Source organism: Campylobacter sp. 19-13652, assembly GCF_019702925.1.
Classification (GTDB): domain Bacteria; phylum Campylobacterota; class Campylobacteria; order Campylobacterales; family Campylobacteraceae; genus Campylobacter_A.
The window spans coordinates 1,740,868-1,757,315 of sequence record NZ_AP024713.1; the positions used below are offsets into that span (position 1 = coordinate 1,740,868).

At 40.4% G+C, this 16,448-nt stretch carries 11 protein-coding genes, 2 tRNA genes and 2 rRNA genes; 3 read left to right on the forward strand and 12 right to left on the reverse strand.

Features of this window, described 5'->3' with window-relative positions:
- Nucleotides 1–131: 131 nt before the first annotated feature.
- The 9 genes from LBC_RS08410 to LBC_RS08450 form a co-directional block, all read right to left on the reverse strand.
- A 23S ribosomal RNA gene (locus LBC_RS08410) occupies nt 132–3,259 on the reverse strand.
- A gap of 535 nt (nt 3,260–3,794) precedes the next feature.
- The gene (locus LBC_RS08415; protein ID WP_221253989.1) at nt 3,795–4,982 is read right to left on the reverse strand and encodes a type II secretion system F family protein; all 1,188 of its coding nucleotides are present in this window, start codon (nt 4,980–4,982) and stop codon (nt 3,795–3,797) included.
- The gene (locus LBC_RS08420) at nt 4,979–5,254 is read right to left on the reverse strand and encodes a hypothetical protein (protein WP_221253990.1); all 276 of its coding nucleotides are present in this window, start codon (nt 5,252–5,254) and stop codon (nt 4,979–4,981) included. Before LBC_RS08420 ends, LBC_RS08415 begins: the two co-directional genes overlap by 4 nt.
- Nucleotides 5,238–5,696, reverse strand: a complete 459-nt coding sequence (locus tag LBC_RS08425; protein ID WP_221253991.1) for a hypothetical protein — start codon at nt 5,694–5,696, stop codon at nt 5,238–5,240. The genes LBC_RS08420 and LBC_RS08425 overlap by 17 nt, the downstream gene beginning before the upstream one ends.
- Entirely contained in the window at nt 5,693–5,923 is a 231-nt protein-coding gene (gene yedF, locus LBC_RS08430; protein WP_221253992.1) for a sulfurtransferase-like selenium metabolism protein YedF, read from the reverse strand. The genes LBC_RS08425 and yedF overlap by 4 nt, the downstream gene beginning before the upstream one ends.
- Nucleotides 5,913–7,076, reverse strand: coding sequence for a selenium metabolism membrane protein YedE/FdhT (gene yedE / locus LBC_RS08435; RefSeq protein WP_221253993.1), 1,164 nt, complete (start codon nt 7,074–7,076; stop codon nt 5,913–5,915). Before yedE ends, yedF begins: the two co-directional genes overlap by 11 nt.
- Nucleotides 7,077–7,940: 864 nt before the next feature.
- A tRNA-Ile gene (locus LBC_RS08440) sits at nt 7,941–8,017 on the reverse strand.
- Nucleotides 8,018–8,133: 116 nt separating this feature from the next.
- Nucleotides 8,134–8,209, reverse strand: a tRNA-Ala gene (locus LBC_RS08445).
- An 848-nt stretch (nt 8,210–9,057) separates the two neighbouring features.
- A 16S ribosomal RNA gene (locus tag LBC_RS08450) occupies nt 9,058–10,568 on the reverse strand.
- A gap of 435 nt (nt 10,569–11,003) precedes the next feature.
- Between LBC_RS08450 and LBC_RS08455 the strand changes: the two genes are divergently transcribed.
- Together LBC_RS08455 and LBC_RS08460 are read left to right on the forward strand one after the other, a co-directional pair.
- Nucleotides 11,004–13,877, forward strand: coding sequence for a DUF748 domain-containing protein (locus LBC_RS08455; protein ID WP_221253994.1), 2,874 nt, complete (start codon nt 11,004–11,006; stop codon nt 13,875–13,877).
- Nucleotides 13,878–13,886: 9 nt separating this feature from the next.
- Nucleotides 13,887–14,573, forward strand: a complete 687-nt coding sequence (locus LBC_RS08460) for an aspartate/glutamate racemase family protein (RefSeq protein WP_221253995.1) — start codon at nt 13,887–13,889, stop codon at nt 14,571–14,573.
- 84 nt (nt 14,574–14,657) lie between these two features.
- Here the strand turns inward: LBC_RS08460 and LBC_RS08465 are convergent, their stop codons facing one another.
- Nucleotides 14,658–15,041, reverse strand: a complete 384-nt coding sequence (locus tag LBC_RS08465; RefSeq protein ID WP_221253996.1) for a hypothetical protein — start codon at nt 15,039–15,041, stop codon at nt 14,658–14,660.
- Nucleotides 15,042–15,111: 70 nt separating this feature from the next.
- Between LBC_RS08465 and LBC_RS08470 the strand changes: the two genes are divergently transcribed.
- A complete protein-coding gene (locus LBC_RS08470) occupies nt 15,112–15,291 on the forward strand; it encodes a hypothetical protein (protein WP_221253997.1) in 180 nt (59 codons plus the stop codon).
- 24 nt (nt 15,292–15,315) lie between these two features.
- Here the strand turns inward: LBC_RS08470 and LBC_RS08475 are convergent, their stop codons facing one another.
- Nucleotides 15,316–16,167: an AraC family transcriptional regulator gene (locus tag LBC_RS08475; protein WP_221253998.1), complete on the reverse strand. Its 852-nt coding sequence runs from the start codon at nt 16,165–16,167 to the stop codon at nt 15,316–15,318.
- Nucleotides 16,160–16,447 (reverse strand): YciI family protein, encoded by a 288-nt coding sequence (locus LBC_RS08480; RefSeq protein ID WP_221253999.1) that lies wholly within the window; start codon nt 16,445–16,447, stop codon nt 16,160–16,162. The genes LBC_RS08475 and LBC_RS08480 overlap by 8 nt, the downstream gene beginning before the upstream one ends.
- Nucleotide 16,448: the final 1 nt, after the last annotated feature.

Genomic DNA, 16,448 nt, shown 5'->3' on the forward strand with positions numbered 1-16,448 from the left:
GGCTAGGCGGACAAATGAGAAACAAGGGAGTTACCAAATAGGTAATGACCGAAGTTTCGAATGCAGTCCAACGACGCATAACGGAAAAAGAGCAAGTAAAAATTACCCTTAACAAGGAAGTGATGCTTATTTAAGATAAGCAAACGAGCTATTAGTACTGGTCAGCTAAATGACTTTCATCACTTACACACCCAGCCTATCAAACAGATAGTCTTTCTGAGCTCTTAAAAGAAGATTCATCTTGGAGTTGGCTTCGAGCTTAGATGCTTTCAGCTCTTATCACATCCGAACTTAGCTACGCTGCGGTGCTCTTGGCAGAACAACAGCTACACCAGTGGTTCGTTCAACCCGGTCCTCTCGTACTAGGGTCAAATCTCCTCAATCTTCTTACGCCCACGGCAGATAGGGACCGAACTGTCTCACGACGTTCTGAACCCAGCTCGCGTACCGCTTTAAATGGCGAACAGCCATACCCTTGGGACCTGCTCCAGCCCCAGGATGCGATGAGCCGACATCGAGGTGCCAAACCTCCCCGTCGATGTGAGCTCTTGGGGGAGATCAGCCTGTTATCCCCGGGGTACCTTTTATCCTTTGAGCGATGGCCCTTCCACACAGAACCACCGGATCACTAAGACCGACTTTCGTCCCTGCTCGACCTGTATGTCTCGCAGTTAAGCTGGCTTTTGCCTTTATACTCTGCTGTCGATTTCCAACCGACATGAGCCAACCTTTGTAAGCCTCCGTTACATTTTGGGAGGCGACCGCCCCAGTCAAACTACCCACCAGACATTGTCCTACCTGAGGATAACTCAGGCTAGTTAGCTATCAGAATAAAAAAGAGTGGTATCTCAACAACGGCTCATATACAACTGGCGTCATATACTCAAAGCCTCCCACCTATCCTGCACATCTTTATCCCAATAGCAGTATCAAGCTGTAGTAAAGGTCCACGGGGTCTTTCCGTCTTGCCGCGGGTAGGAGGAATTTTCACCTCCACTACAATTTCACTGGATCCCTCTTTGAGACAGCTCCCATCTCGTTACGCCATTCATGCAGGTCGGTATTTAACCGACAAGGAATTTCGCTACCTTAGGACCGTTATAGTTACGGCCGCCGTTTACTCGGGCTTCGATCAAGAGCTTCGCTTACGCTAACCCCATCAATTAACCTTCGAGCACCGGGCAGGCGTCACACCCTATACATCCTCTTACGAGTTAGCAGAGTGCTGTGTTTTTGGTAAACAGTCGGGAGGGACTCTTTGTTGTAACCTTCCTGGCTTTTGGAGTAAATCCATACACCTGGTTAGGCACACCTTATACCGAAGATACGGTGCTATTTTGCAGAGTTCCTTAAAGAGAGTTCTTCCACGCGCCTTAGAATACTCATCCCACCCACCTGTGTCGGTTTACGGTACGGGCAACACTATCTAAACTTAGAAACTTTTCTTGGCTCGACGGCATCAGAGATTCTCACGCTACTCCGAAGAGTTTTGTGAGCCTTTCAGATCTCGGATAAAGAATTACGGATTTGCCTATAATTCAACCTACATCCTTAGACTAGCACTTCCATCAGCTAGCTCTCTTAGCCCTAAGCGTCCTTCCATCGCACAATAGTGTTGGTATTGGAATATTAACCAATTTGCCATCGCATACCCCTTTCGGACTTTGCTTAGGACCCGACTAACCCTACGATGACGAGCATCGCGTAGGAAACCTTGGGTTTACGGCGTTGGGGATTCTCACCCCAATTATCGCTACTCATGCCTGCATGCTCACTCCTATCCGCTCCAGCGCTCCTTACCGGTACACCTTCAACGCTGAATAGGACGCTCTCCTACCACTTGTCTATGACTATTAAGACTTTTTATACTCATATTTTATTTTATCTTTAAATTTAATCTTACCATTTAAAAACTCTACTATCTTTTAACAAAGAAAGCGAAGTATTTTAAAATGGATTTAAATGTTGCAATGGAATTTTACGAAGTAGCATACATAAAGTATGTAACTGAGTAAAATTTCAAGCTCATTTAAAGACACTTAAAAGACGAGCTAGTCTGAATAGTCATAGACAAGTCTAAAGCTTCGGTACTCATTTTAGCCCCGTTATATTTTCCGCGCAAAATCACTAGACCAGTGAGCTATTACGCTTTCTTTAAAGGATGGCTGCTTCTAAGCCAACCTCCTGGTTGTTTCAGTAACTTCACATCGTTTTCCACTTAAATGAGATTTAGGGACCTTAGCTGTTAGTCTGGGTTGTTCCCCTCTCGACGACGGATTTTATCACTCGCCGCCTGACTGCTGTGATTACATATAAGGTATTCGGAGTTTGATAGGGTTTGGTACATTGGTGTATGCCCTAGCCCATTCAGTGCTCTACCCCCTTATATTACGACACAACGCTATACCTAAATATATTTCGGAGAGAACCAGCTATCACGAAGTTTGATTGGCCTTTCACCCCTATCCACAAGTCATCCCATAGCTTTTCAACGCTAGCGGGTTCGGTCCTCCACTGGTTCTTACACCAGCTTCAACCTGCTCATGGATAGATCACTTCGTTTCGGGTCTGCAGCATCTGACTAATCGCCCTATTAAGACTCGCTTTCGCTACGGCTCCGGGTTTCCTTAACCTCGCCAGACACCACAACTCGCAGGCTCATTATGCAAAAGGCAGTCCATCACCCTGATAAATCATAGGGCTCTGAATGATTGTAAGTAAATGGTTTCAGGTTCTATTTCACTCTGATCACCTCAGTTCTTTTCACCTTTCCCTCACGGTACTTGTTCGCTATCGGTCTAGTAGTAGTATTTAGGGTTGGAAAGTGGTCTTCCCAGCTTCAGACAAGATTTCACGTGTCTCGCCCTACTCAGGATACTGCTAAGTAAAAATCAGATTTCGCATACGGGACTATCACCCTTTATAGTTAATCTTTCCAGATTATTCTGCTATCATCATTTAGTCTATATTGCAGTCCTACAACCCCTAGTGCAAGCACTAGGTTTGCCCTCTTACGCTTTCGCTCGCCGCTACTGACGTAATCTCTATTGATTTCTCTTCCTTTGGGTACTAAGATGTTTCAATTCCCCAAGTTCGCCCCGCATTGCGGTAGTATATATCTCTATATACTGGGTTGCCCCATTCGGAAATCTACGGATCAAAGCTTCTTGACAGCTCCCCGTAGCTTATCGCAGTCTAGTACGTCCTTCATCGCCTCTACTAGCCAAGGCATCCACCATTCACTCTTAGTAGCTTACCTTTTTTATACCTAATAATTATGTTAAAGTAATTAATAGGCAGAATATTAATATTCTAATTCGCATCACTTCCTTGCTAAAGGTAATTTCAATTTAATGCTTGATTAAATTTAATCTTACGATACTTAATCTTTTATCTTTCAAGACGGAAAGCATTAACACTAAATTAGATAAGTTTTAAATCCTAATTTAGTTGTGATGTTAAACTTCTACTTTAAATACTAAACTTTATTAGTATATAAAGTGAAAAAAGATAAAATCTTAAGTCTTTAACAAGTCCTGTAAAATTGTTTTTTATTAAAACTTGCTTGTGACTCTTAACATTAATAAATTAAAGAACAACGATTTACAACATAAATAACTACATCGCTTCTAAAGACAAAAACAAGTTTGTTTTAGAAAGGATAATAATATAATGTAAAAGAAAAGCTTTATTAACTGTTAGAAAGTTAAAGGTGGTTTCTCAAATCGTGAGCTGGAATTATATAAGAGAGTTGCTTAAGAAAAGCTTAGAAAGTTGGGGGAATGGGGGGGGGGTTAGAAAGAAATTGTACTTGTCATATCCCAAACAGGCATCAAAACCCCCAAAGCAAGGACAAGAACCATGCCACCAACGCACAATAAAAGGAATGGTTCGATATACATTTGAATATTTTCGCTGGTATTATTAAATCTATCAAAATAATATTTATGCACATTTAAGAGGGCTTTGGCAAATTTCCCCGTCTGAACGGAGGTCGAGATAAGCCATATCGAAGTCTTGTCAAATATTTCAGCCCTTTCAAACGAGCTTTTTAAGTCAACTCCACTACAAATCATAAAGCCAATATCATCTAGCTTCTGCTTTAAATATTCATTTTTTACACTATTTGCCGCTTGCTTAATAGCGTCGATTAAGGGCATGCCAGAGTCAATAAGCTCGCTTAAGATAAAGCAAAATAGCGACAAGGATGAATATTTTATAATTTTATTTATTAGAAAAATTTTTAGCATAAATTTATCAAACGATAGCCTAAAATTACTGTTTGAGCTATAAAATCTAAGCATGACGAACATTAAAGCAAACACCAAAAGAAACACGAATAAGCCGTATGTACTAACAAAATCGTAAATAGCCAACAAAACTCTTGTAATCAGTGGTAAATTTGCGCCCATGTCAGAAAAAATTTGCGCAAATTGCGGGACAATAAATCCGCAAAGGATAAAAAACGCCACAATAATACCGATAAAAACTATGGCTGGATAGGTGCTGGCCTTGCGAAGCTTAGTGCGTGAAATTTGCTGATTTTTCAGAACTTCGGATAGACTTTTTAGGCTACTAGCAAGCTTTCCGCTACTTTCGCCCATGGCAATAAACGCAAGCGAGACAGTGCCTATTTTGGATTTAAATTTTTCAAAACTTTTTGTTAAAGAAAGTCCTAAAAGTACGTCATTGTGAACTTTTGTGAATATCTTTTTGATATTTTGATTATTGCTTGAGTTGGCTACATCATCAAGAGCCACGCTTATATTTACGCCAGCCTCTAAGAGCAAAGAAAGCTGCAAAAATGCGACGGATAAAGAGCCAATATCGACAAATTCGAAGCTAAATCTAGGAAAAGCAAATGCCTTACTAATCCTGACAACCACTCCAAGGTCGTCTGTCTTTAGCTCATCTAGGCTTTTAGCTTCGCGTAAAATTTCAAATTTCTTGCCGTCTTTGATGTAACAAATTCGAAATTTCATCTATTAAGAGCACTCTTTTTAAGATACACCAAAAATCTCTTTGAGCCATTATCTAGCATTATGCTGCTTTTATTTATTGAGATAAATTTAGAGCCAAGCACGTTATCGCCGACGCAGTACCACTGCTCATTAACCAAAGCGCAATCACCAAATAGTGCCGTTAAGATAAATTCATCATCGTCAAAAAACACATCATCAAAGCCAAGCAGCCCTCGACCAAAAGATGTAAGGCAGGCGCTAGCCAAAAGTAAAATTTTATATTTTCTTGACATACTCTAACGTATTGCGCGCGTCATTTTCGACATCTTTTACCATCTGATTAAATATTAATTTTTTATCGCAAAAGATTAAATTTTGTCTAAAATAAAACTTAAATCCAGAATTTGTAACAAATGCAGCCGCGCCAAATTCTCGCTCTAGCAAAAAATCCTCGTCGCTTATAAATTCCACCGCGCTCTCACCCACGCTAGCCGCAAACGCTTCTTGCTTTTTTAGCTCAATAGTACCCACGGCATACACCTTAAAGCCTAGCTTTAAAAACTCATCGATAAGCTTTTTGTACCCAGATAGTTGAGCCGAGCAACCAGTCATAGCACACTCTTTATCAAGCTCACCAGGTACGCTAGCACCGTGCATACCTAGCTTTGGATAAACGATAAAAATACAGTTATCTTTTAAAATTTCATAAAGTAAGCTTTTGTTTAAAATTTTCATTTAACGCACTTTATAATATAGGTAAAAGTTGGACCACTCTGCTCTATACTTAGCACTTCATGCCCTCGTTTTTTCGCGTCCTCTGGGACGGAGTTTATAGACTGTGGGCAGTCGCTAAGTATCTGTACCACTTGGCCATTTTTCATGCTCTCATACGCCTCAATAGCCGCCATAGCAGGGAACGGACAAGGCTCGCCTTTTAGATCAAGAATATAATCAATTTTCATTTTTTATCCTTTTAAAATAGACCTTTTCGTACCATAGTATAAAGCCGAGCATCGCTGCAAGTCCGATATATGTGGCAATCAGCCCAGAATATTTATGCTCGCTGATTAAATTTATCTTAGGATAGTCTGTGGCTAAAAAGCCGATTTTATCCCACACAAGTACGAGCAAAATAGTCCCTATGACATTTCCGATGCCGACAAACCAATAATGCGTCTGTCCCTCAACAGCACGGTACATCCAGCCAGTCTCGCAGCCCCCTGCTATGACTATGCCTATGCCAAATATAAATCCGCCTATACTCGCATTTAGCCCAGCCCAGTGGATTTTAGGGCTCACTCCAGCCTCTATAAAGGCATACGTCCCGATAGCACCTATCATCATCGCAACGACGATAGCTACAGCCATAGAGCTTCTGCCAGCTAGCCACAAATCACGAAATGCCGAAGTAAAGCACACTTGCCCTTTTTCCAGCAAAAAGCCAAACATCAAGCCAAAAACAAGCACAAGCGCGAATATCTCTTTTTTAGCCGTAACGTCATACATGATAAGGGCGGTTATTACGATAGTTATGATAAGGAGGATTTTATTCTTGCTGCTTTTTTCATGCTTTTGTGGGGTATACTCACATGTGCATTTAGCTAATTTTGCTTTTGATGCAAAGAATTTATTTTTTATTATCTTTGCTCCAACCCAAGTACCAACAATGGTCGCCACGGTAAAATACCAAGCATGCAGGCTAAATTGCGGAATGCCGGTGAAAAATGCTGCCAGATTGCACCCCATGGCAAGCCTCGCACCAAAGCCAGCCAAAATACCACCCACTAAAGCCTGAGTAACTCGTAGAGCAGAGGTTGGAAGTCTTAGCTTTACGTTATTTGATAAAAGTGCAGCAACAAATGCACCTAGAAACATACCGACTATCATTATACCGCTGCCCCTATCCAAAACGCCGCCTTTAAAACCGATTATATTAAGATATGTGTAACCTTTGGGGTCAAAGCCAAAAAAAGCTAGTATATGCCCACCCCAGCGTGTAAACTCACCAGTAACAGCAAAGAGTGCACCAGTAAGCCCGAAATAATACGCACTCAAAACGCCAATTAGTGGAACAACGATAAGAGGCGAATAGTGTTTTGATAAGAAATTTTGCATTGTAAAACCTAAAATTTATTATTGTCTAGCCTAGACACTAAATTTAAAAGTGTTATTTTATAATTTTTAAATTTAAATAACGCTTATCTCACCCCCCCCCATTTTTTTCAACAAATCCACCCTTTAGTAAAATATTTCCTTTATTAAAGAAGTTTTCCTTTAGTAAAACCTAGTAAAGAGCTGTAAAAACTGTAAAGAGTTGCAAAAAGCTTCACTTTAGTAAAATCTAGCAAAAAACTATAAAGAGTTATAAAAAGCTTTGCTTTACTAAAGAAGCTTTGCTTTGACTTATAATATATAGACCACTTAATAATTTAACAGGATGACTATTTATTGTATACACATTAAATAAGTAGACAAAGCAAAGCTTCTAAATACAACAAAATTAAACTATAATCAACAGGCATCTTGCACAATACAATAAAAACTGTATAAAAGTAGCTATCATACTAAACTTAGTCTAAGAGTGTTTTTAGGTTTTTACACCAAGCTTTATAAAATTAAAAATCATGATGACATTGCTTTGTAATATTAGTCAATGCTAATATGCTAAAAGCTATTTATACAAATAGTGGAGTATGGTGAAGTTGGGCTTGTGCAGTTAATTAGAATTTGTAATTAAAAAATAACGCTATCTTTTAAAAAAGCCAAAGGTAAATGATATATACCTAAGATAATCTAGATAACCTAAAATACTATAATATCTTATAATACAGCTTTATAAGACATACTTACACAAAAACACTAATGTAGATAATTTTAATTTATATAAAATCATTAAATTTAAATAATTCATATAAATACTATATTAAGTAACCCTAAAAGCAAAGAAGCAACAAGGCAAAAAATCATAAGAGGAAATCATGGTGGGCCTAACAAGACTTGAACTTGTGACCTCACCCTTATCAGGGGTGCACTCTAACCAGCTGAGCTATAGGCCCTTATGAAGCTTAGCTAAGCCTTTGGCTTATGGCTTAACTATAATATAAATATTGTGCAGTTTGTAAGCATCTTTAAAAGGCTTTTTTGCTTTAAAGATGATGGCTTTTAAATTTGATGGTGGAGAATAGCGGGATCGAACCGCTGACCTCCTGCGTGCAAAGCAGGCGCTCTCCCAGCTGAGCTAATTCCCCAAACAAAAAAACAACAGACAATTAGCTAAGCCTTTATGCACGCAGTGTCTGTATCGGTTCGCTTACGCTCACAACGATACATACAAAAAAGCAAAGCAGTTTGCTTTTTTATGTGCAAAGCTCACACTCTCCCAGCTGAGCTAATTCCCCCAAACAAAAAAACAACAGACAATTAGCTAAGCCTTTATGCACGCAGTGTCTATATCGGTTCGCTTACGCTCACAACGATATATCCAAAAAAGCAAAGCAGTTTGCTTTTTTATGTGCAAAGCTCACACTCTACTAGCTGAGCTAATTCCCCATTAAACAGTAATAACTAAAAATAACTATAATAGCAATATAGCTAAATTTAACACATATTGCCACAATAAATAGCTAAGACAGTAAAAACATAAATATAAAAAGCTACTTGCTATTATATTTACATTATACTAGAAACTAAAAATATAACTTAGCTAGGACAATGCCTTTATCTATGTATAGTATATCACCCATACTAGATTAATGATATATTGTAAAATAGGTGTAATAAGTTATTTTATTTATCCTACCTATTTTTACTTTTACATTCACAAAGCTCACACTCTACTAGCTTAGCTTTATACTTTAGATTATTTAAGTATTAATACTAATAAATTTAATATTTCAATATAGCAATAGCTATTAAAGATTTAATTACTCTTAACAATGGTATGTAACAGGGATATAGGCTAAAAGCCTTAGCCTCTGCTTTTGCCTTTGTAAGTGAGTAATGTTAGTCTAATGTCAATCTTTCAAATCTAAACAAGGATGATTGAGATATTTTCCTTTGATAGATATCTTGTGAGAGAATATCTATTGTACTCTAGAAAGGAGGTGATCCAACCGCAGGTTCTCCTACGGTTACCTTGTTACGACTTCACCCCAGTCGCTGATTCCACTGTGGACCATAACCAGTTTGGTATTTGGGCTTCGAGTGAAATCAACTCCCATGGTGTGACGGGCGGTGAGTACAAGACCCGGGAACGTATTCACCGTAGCATGGCTGATCTACGATTACTAGCGATTCCGGCTTCATGCTCTCGAGTTGCAGAGAACAATCCGAACTGGGACATATTTTATAGATTTGCTCCACCTCGCGGTATTGCGTCTCATTGTATATGCCATTGTAGCACGTGTGTCGCCCTAGGCATAAGGGCCATGATGACTTGACGTCGTCCACACCTTCCTCCTCCTTGCGAAGGCAGTCTCATTAGAGTGCTCAGCCTAACTGTTAGCAACTAATGACGTGGGTTGCGCTCGTTGCGGGACTTAACCCAACATCTCACGACACGAGCTGACGACAGCCGTGCAGCACCTGTCTCAAGATTCTAGCAAGCTAGCACTCCCGTATCTCTACAGGATTTCTTGGATATCAAGCCTAGGTAAGGTTCTTCGCGTATCTTCGAATTAAACCACATGCTCCACCGCTTGTGCGGGTCCCCGTCTATTCCTTTGAGTTTTAATCTTGCGACCGTACTCCCCAGGCGGTATACTTAATCCGTTAGGTGCATTACTGCCTTGACTAGCAAAGCAACAACTAGTATACATCGTTTAGGGCGTGGACTACCAGGGTATCTAATCCTGTTTGCTCCCCACGCTTTCACGCCTTAGCGTCAGTTGAGTTCTAGCAGATCGCCTTCGCAATGGGTGTTCTTCTTGATCTCTACGGATTTTACCCCTACACCAAGAATTCCATCTGCCTCTCCCTCACTCTAGATTATCAGTTTCCCAAGCAGTTCTATGGTTAAGCCATAGGATTTCACAAGAGACTTGATAATCCGCCTACGCGTCCTTTACGCCCAGTGATTCCGAGTAACGCTTGCACCCTCCGTATTACCGCGGCTGCTGGCACGGAGTTAGCCGGTGCTTATTCGTTGGGTACCGTCATTGTTCTTCCCCAACAAAAGGAGTTTACGCTCCGAAAAGTGTCATCCTCCACGCGGCGTTGCTGCTTCAGGGTTTCCCCCATTGAGCAATATTCCCTACTGCTGCCTCCCGTAGGAGTCTGGACCGTGTCTCAGTTCCAGTGTGACTGATCATCCTCTCAGACCAGTTACGCGTCATAGCCTTGGTGAGCCATTACCTCACCAACTAGCTGATACGATATAGCCTCATCCTACACCGAAAAACTTTCCCAACACAACTTGAGTTGTGGTGGAGTATGGGGTATTAGCAGTCGTTTCCAACTGTTGTCCCCCAGTGTAGGGCAGATTAGCTATACATTACTCACCCGTGCGCCACTAACGCATACTAGCAAGCTAGTACTTGTCCGTTCGACTTGCATGTATTAGGCACGCCGCCAGCGTTCACTCTGAGCCAGGATCAAACTCTCCATATAAAATATATGAAGTTTTTAATCTAAAAACTTTTTAAATTTAATTTATTTAAAAAATAAATTGTTTCATTGTTTTAGACTTATTATCATAAATAATAAATAAGTCTGGCTCAATCGATCACTTGTTTAGATTTCAAAGATTGACTATTGAAATATTTAAATACTAACACTATTAAATTATAGAACAACGATTTATTATTAAAGCCTGTAATCATAAAAGCTTATGAAAGAGCTTTTAATGAGTAAAGGGTAAAGTAAAGAAAAGCTTTATTAACTGTTAGAAAGTTAAAGGTGGTTTCTCAAATCGTGAGCTGGAATTATATAAGAGAGTTGCTTAAGGGGGGCTTAAAATTTTATGAGGATACACAAATTTCAAATAAAAAATAAAAAATAAATTTTTGGTATAATTTCAAATAGCAAAGTTTTTGAGGATACAAAATGAAAAAAATCAAGATAATTTCCACAATTTGTCTTACATTATTTATTATATACGTGATATTTGGATTTTGGGGAGTGCCGTATATCGTAAAAAACATACTCCCAGACAAGCTAAAAGAAAATGGTATAAATTTTAAAATAAACGAGATAAAGCTAAATCCACTAAGCCTAGAATTAAACGCAGACGGAGTGGAGTTTGGCACGAATGAGCCTATATTTGTGGCGGATAAAATTTATCTAAATATAGCATTTTTGCCTATTTTACAAAAAACGATAGACATAACATCACTAGATATTCAAAAACCACAAATAAATGTGAAACTAGGAAAAGGCTCAAACATTGCACAGCTAGCGAGCGATAAAAGCAAAAGCGATGAAAAAAGCGAGCCAAGTAGTGTCAAAATCAGGCTAAATGGACTAAACATAAAAGACGCAAGCGTAGAATACAATGATGATAAAAATAGCATTAAATTAGACAATATAAACTACGAAAATAACGCATCCACACAGGAGTTAATATTTTCTAGCAAGGGTGCACAGGTAAATTTAAAATCTATAAATTTAGGTAAAAGCACGGTTGATAGTGATGGGGTAAAAATAGGCTTTAGTGGCTTTGAGATAGGCGAGGAGCTAGAGCTAAAAAGTGACGATAATAAAATCAGTCTAAATATCGGCAAAATGGCTATTTTGGGACTCAGCCTAAAACAAAATGATACTAACGCAAAAACAGACATCATGGCAAAAGTCATAAGCTACGAGCTAGACATGAAAAATAGCCAAAGCTTGCTAACCATAAATGAGCTAGCGCTATCTGAACTGGATGCGCAAAGTGGGGTATTTAGCACTAACGTGAAACAGATAAGCTTAAGCCAAATAGCAGCTAATATAAAAGATAGCTTAAGCGCAAGTGTGGGCAAGCTAGAGCTTAGCGCAGTAGCTGCCACTGCAAATAAATCAAGCCTAGCAGACATTAGCAAAATAGCGATAAATTCGATAAATTTAAACCAAAATACACTAAATGCTCAAAGTATAAACGTGGGTAAAACTGAGCTTTTTGGCTCTGGTAAAAATGGCTTTGATGTGCTAAACATAAGCCAAATCGTAGCCAATCCAAACACCATGCAAATAGGCGATGTGGCGCTTGATAAGATGCGCTTTCAAAGTGATCTTACAGATAGCGGACTAAGCGTGCTAGAGCCGATATTTGAGGCTTTAAGCAATAACAAAGCCAGCAAAAATCCACAAAGCCCTAGTGATAAAGCACCGATAAATTTAAAAATAGAAAACATTGCATTAAATGAAGCTTCAATAAATTTAGCGCATAAATTTAAAGGCGAAAGTATTACATTAAAAAACGACAGGATAAATTTAAAAATAAAAAACTTTAGCTTAAATGATAGATTTAATCTAAGCTTAAGCGCAAAAGATGCTCTCACAGACCTAAATGTCTCTGGTACGGCTCAAATAAGCCCACTAAAAGCGCAGCTAAAGCTTGATGCGCCAAGTATCATAATAAGCCCGTATTATGCATACGCAAGGCCATTTTTAAATGCGCAACTAGGCGGAAAAGGAAGGCTAAAACTAACCTCAAACATCACGCTAAATGGCGAAAAATACAGCCTGCACTCAAAAGCCAACCTAAATGACATAAGTCTCACCGAAAACTCAAACAAAAGCCTGCAAGTCGATGAAATCGCACTACAAAGCCTAGTACTAACACAAAATAGCCTAAGTCTAGACGGGCTTAAAATCTCATCTGTAAAAGCAGACATCATAAGACAAAAAGACGGCAAACTAAACCTAGCCGCACTCATAAAAGAGCAAAAAAACGAAAAAACTCCAGCCAAAAGCAAGCCAGAAACTAAGGACGAGGAACTAAAGCTCGAGCTAAAAAATATAAGTTTAAATGACGCAAAAGTCTCATTTTCTGACGAAACAGTGGGCTTTAAAACCCAGATAAATAGGCTAGACGCCTCAGCCACAGCACTCACTAAAGTAGCACCCATAAGCCTAAGCGCAAACGCAAATGATGCGTATTTAAGCATAAATGGCAAGGCGCTTTTAACAGACATAGAAGAAGATACTGAGCTTAAGATAAACTTAAAAAATTTAAACCTCCAGCGCCTAAGCCCATATAGCGCGAAATTTCTAGGCAGAGATATAGACACAGGGCTTGCGACGCTGTTTACTCAAGTAAAAATAAATAAAGGCGCACTAAACGTCTCAAACGACCTAAATCTGGATAATCTAGTCCTAGGCAAAAGCGTGCCAAGTCCTGACGCTGTGAGCCTGCCGCTTGATATGGCGCTGGCAATACTACGAGATTTTAAAAACCAAATCGACATAAGTCTGCCTATTAGCGCGAGTGTAAATGACCCTAGCTTTCACTTTGCTGGCGTCGTGGTGCAAGCAATCACTCAAATGCTAACTGATGTGGTGTTTTCACCGTTTAAATTCATCGGAAAAGCCCTAGGAATGGACGCTAGCAAGCTCTCATCGATAGATTTTGCCGCTGGAAGTGCACAAATGCTTCAAAGCGAGAGCGAAAAGGCTGCTGAATTTAAAAAAATAGCCGAGGAAAAGGGCTTTAAAATCACAATAACACCAGAATTTAATCCAAATGCAGACGCAAAGGCTATGGTGCTAAGCGAATTAGGCGAAAAAGCGAGTAAAGAGGAGATAGAAAACGAGATTAAAAAAATAGACCTAAAAGAGTTGCAAAATCTAGCTTTAGAGCGCGCAAACGCCGTAAAATCAATGCTCCTAGAAGCTGGCATAAGCCAAGACAACATAAAAATCGAAAGCAAAATCGATACAAACGCACCAGTAAAGCAGGATAAATTTATCCCTATAAAAATGGGTATAAGCAAGTAAGGAACACACATGAAAATAATCGGACTAATCGGTGGCATGAGCTATCAAAGCACCATCACCTACTATCAAGCGATAAACGAGGGCGTGGCGGCACGGCTTGGCGGGCTAAGCTCGGCTAAGTGCGTGATATATAGCGTGGATTTTGCATCCATTGAGAGCTTTCAACGTGCTGGCAAATGGGACGAAGCGGGGGCGGTGCTACTAGATGCGGCTAGGCAAGTAACGGCGGCTGGGGCTGATTTTGTGCTACTTTGCACTAACACTATGCACAAAATTGCCTCCATCCTAAGCGCTAACGGTATAAATCTCCTGCACATCGCCACAGCTACCGCCGAGCGGATAAAACGAGACGGCGTGCGCCGTGTGGGGCTGCTTGGCACGAAATACACGATGACGCAGGATTTTTACAAGGGCGAGCTAGAAAGGGCAGGGCTAGACGTGATCGTGCCAGAGGGTGCGGATGTGGATTTGATAAATGATATCATATTTAACGAGCTTTGTAAGGGCGAGATAAAGGAAAGCTCAAGGCGTGAGTTTGTCCGCATTATTGGGCAGCTTGACGTGGCTGGAGCAGATGGCGTGATACTGGGATGTACGGAGATTGGACTGCTTGTAAGTGCGCCTGATACACCGCTAAGGCTATATGACACGACGCTAATCCACGCCGAAGCAGCTGTAAGGCTGGCACTGGGGTAAGTTTAGCTAACCCAAAGCCAGTCAAAAAGAAATTTAATATTGATTAGCCTATAGTGCCGAAATATCCAATGCTAAAAAATTTTATTATTTTGGCAAATAAATCGGCAAGCCTGCATTTAGTCTATCAAAAACAGAGTGGGTATTTTCTTTTATTTCACTATCTCCGTTTTTAGAAGCCAATTTAAGCATTCTAGCACCTTCTTTTTTGTTATTAAGCTCTTCTGTTACATAAAATAGCCCACCAAGAAAGCAAGCACTATATTTTGGGATAGACTTATCATCGCAAGCTTTTTTATAATATTTAGCAGATTTTTTAAAATCTTTCAAATTTAAAGCACCATTGCCAGCAAAAAGGCAAGCAGAAGCTCTGATTTCGCGAAAAGCACCTGGAATTTCATTTATTTTTGTATCACATATTTTTGCACCATATTTTAAAATTCCAACACTATCGTTACTCCTTTGGGTCAAATTTAAAGCTAATTAGTTTGTAATTATTCTACCCCTCCCCTTTTTTTAGAATTTGCTTAATAAATGGTAAATGTGGGGGGCTATTTTGGGACTTTGTGGAGAGCTTTGGAATTTAAACCCAACTAGTGGTGGCAAGTCATTAGCAAACCACACAAAAGCAAGTGGCATAGGGCTTAAATTTAAAGCCACAAAGCCAAAGCGGCGTGATAAGATACGAGCTAGCCACGTCGATTTAGACGCAAAAATGTAGGAGTTTTATCAAAATGAGCCAAATTTAAGCGTCCCCCATAGGCGTAGCGCCAAACATTTTAGCATACTCCCTGCTAAAGTGCGACGGGCTATTATACCCCACCATAAACGCCACGTCGCTTGCCCTTAGGCGTTGCGATTTTAGCAGCTCTTTGGCGTTTAAAAGCCTGGTGCGTTTTAAAAACTCAGCAGGCGTAAGCGTGGTGATACGCTTAAAGTGTGAGTTAAAGCTTGACTGGCTCATATCAAGCTCCCTTGAAAGCCTAGCTAGGTCGATTTTGTTGGCGTACTCGCTGCTTATTATCTTGCTAGCCCTTGCGATTTTTGCCTCCACGCCGCCCATTGCAAAAACGCTCTTTAAAAGCGAGCTAGCCTGGCTATTTAGCAGGATAAAAATAATCTCATCAAGCACAAGCTGAGCTAGAAAATCCCTAGCCGCGGCGTCCTTTTTAAGCGAGCCAACAAGCCTAGATACCGCGCTAATAAGCTCGTCTGTAAGCTCGGTTTTAACGACGGCATTTTGGCTTTGGCTAGCTGGCAAGTCTAGCTTTACCCTAGTTAGCACGCTGGCTATGGCTTGGGGGCTGGGGGTGATTTTTAGCGCTAGATATGGGGCGTTTATGCGCACGAGCGAGGGCAGGTGCGTAGCGACAAAAAGCACATCGCCGCAAGCGTAGCTAACCGCCTGCGAAGCACCCATCTGCACGGACTTGCTCCCACTTAGTATCACACAAAGCGACGGCTCATACACTCCGCTAAAAGCGGTGTCGGCGTCAAATTTATACACGCTAAGCCACTTTATTGGCGTTTGTATTAGCCCATTGCCACTAAAAGCGGCTTCAAGCTGGCTTTTAGCGCTGCGTAAAATCTCACTCATTAAGCCCACTTACCGCCATCGCCGCGCGAAACTCCCTGACTTCATACTCAGCTAGCTCTGGATAATAAACATCACCTGCGATAATCTCATCAAGTGCTGCCCTGCTTGGGGCTTTGGCGATTATCACGCCTGCGTTTTGCTCGTCTAGGTAAGGCCCTAAAAGCAGAAAATCCCCAGCCTGAAAATGGCTAGTAAACCACTGCCTATGAGCCGCCAAAAGCTCCGCCGCCCTTTGTTCGTCTAAAAGCTCAGCTTTGATTTTAATGCTAATGATATACACG

Coding starts and splice junctions, on each gene's coding strand:
- LBC_RS08415 (WP_221253989.1), bottom strand. CDS start 4,982: ATGAAATTTCGAATTTGTTACATCAAAGACGGCAAGAAATTTGAAATT.
- LBC_RS08475 (WP_221253998.1), bottom strand. CDS start 16,167: ATGAGTGAGATTTTACGCAGCGCTAAAAGCCAGCTTGAAGCCGCTTTT.
- yedE (WP_221253993.1), bottom strand. CDS start 7,076: ATGCAAAATTTCTTATCAAAACACTATTCGCCTCTTATCGTTGTTCCA.
- LBC_RS08460 (WP_221253995.1), top strand. CDS start 13,887: ATGAAAATAATCGGACTAATCGGTGGCATGAGCTATCAAAGCACCATC.
- LBC_RS08455 (WP_221253994.1), top strand. CDS start 11,004: ATGAAAAAAATCAAGATAATTTCCACAATTTGTCTTACATTATTTATT.
- LBC_RS08470 (WP_221253997.1), top strand. CDS start 15,112: ATGTGGGGGGCTATTTTGGGACTTTGTGGAGAGCTTTGGAATTTAAAC.
- yedF (WP_221253992.1), bottom strand. CDS start 5,923: ATGAAAATTGATTATATTCTTGATCTAAAAGGCGAGCCTTGTCCGTTC.
- LBC_RS08425 (WP_221253991.1), bottom strand. CDS start 5,696: ATGAAAATTTTAAACAAAAGCTTACTTTATGAAATTTTAAAAGATAAC.
- LBC_RS08420 (WP_221253990.1), bottom strand. CDS start 5,254: ATGTCAAGAAAATATAAAATTTTACTTTTGGCTAGCGCCTGCCTTACA.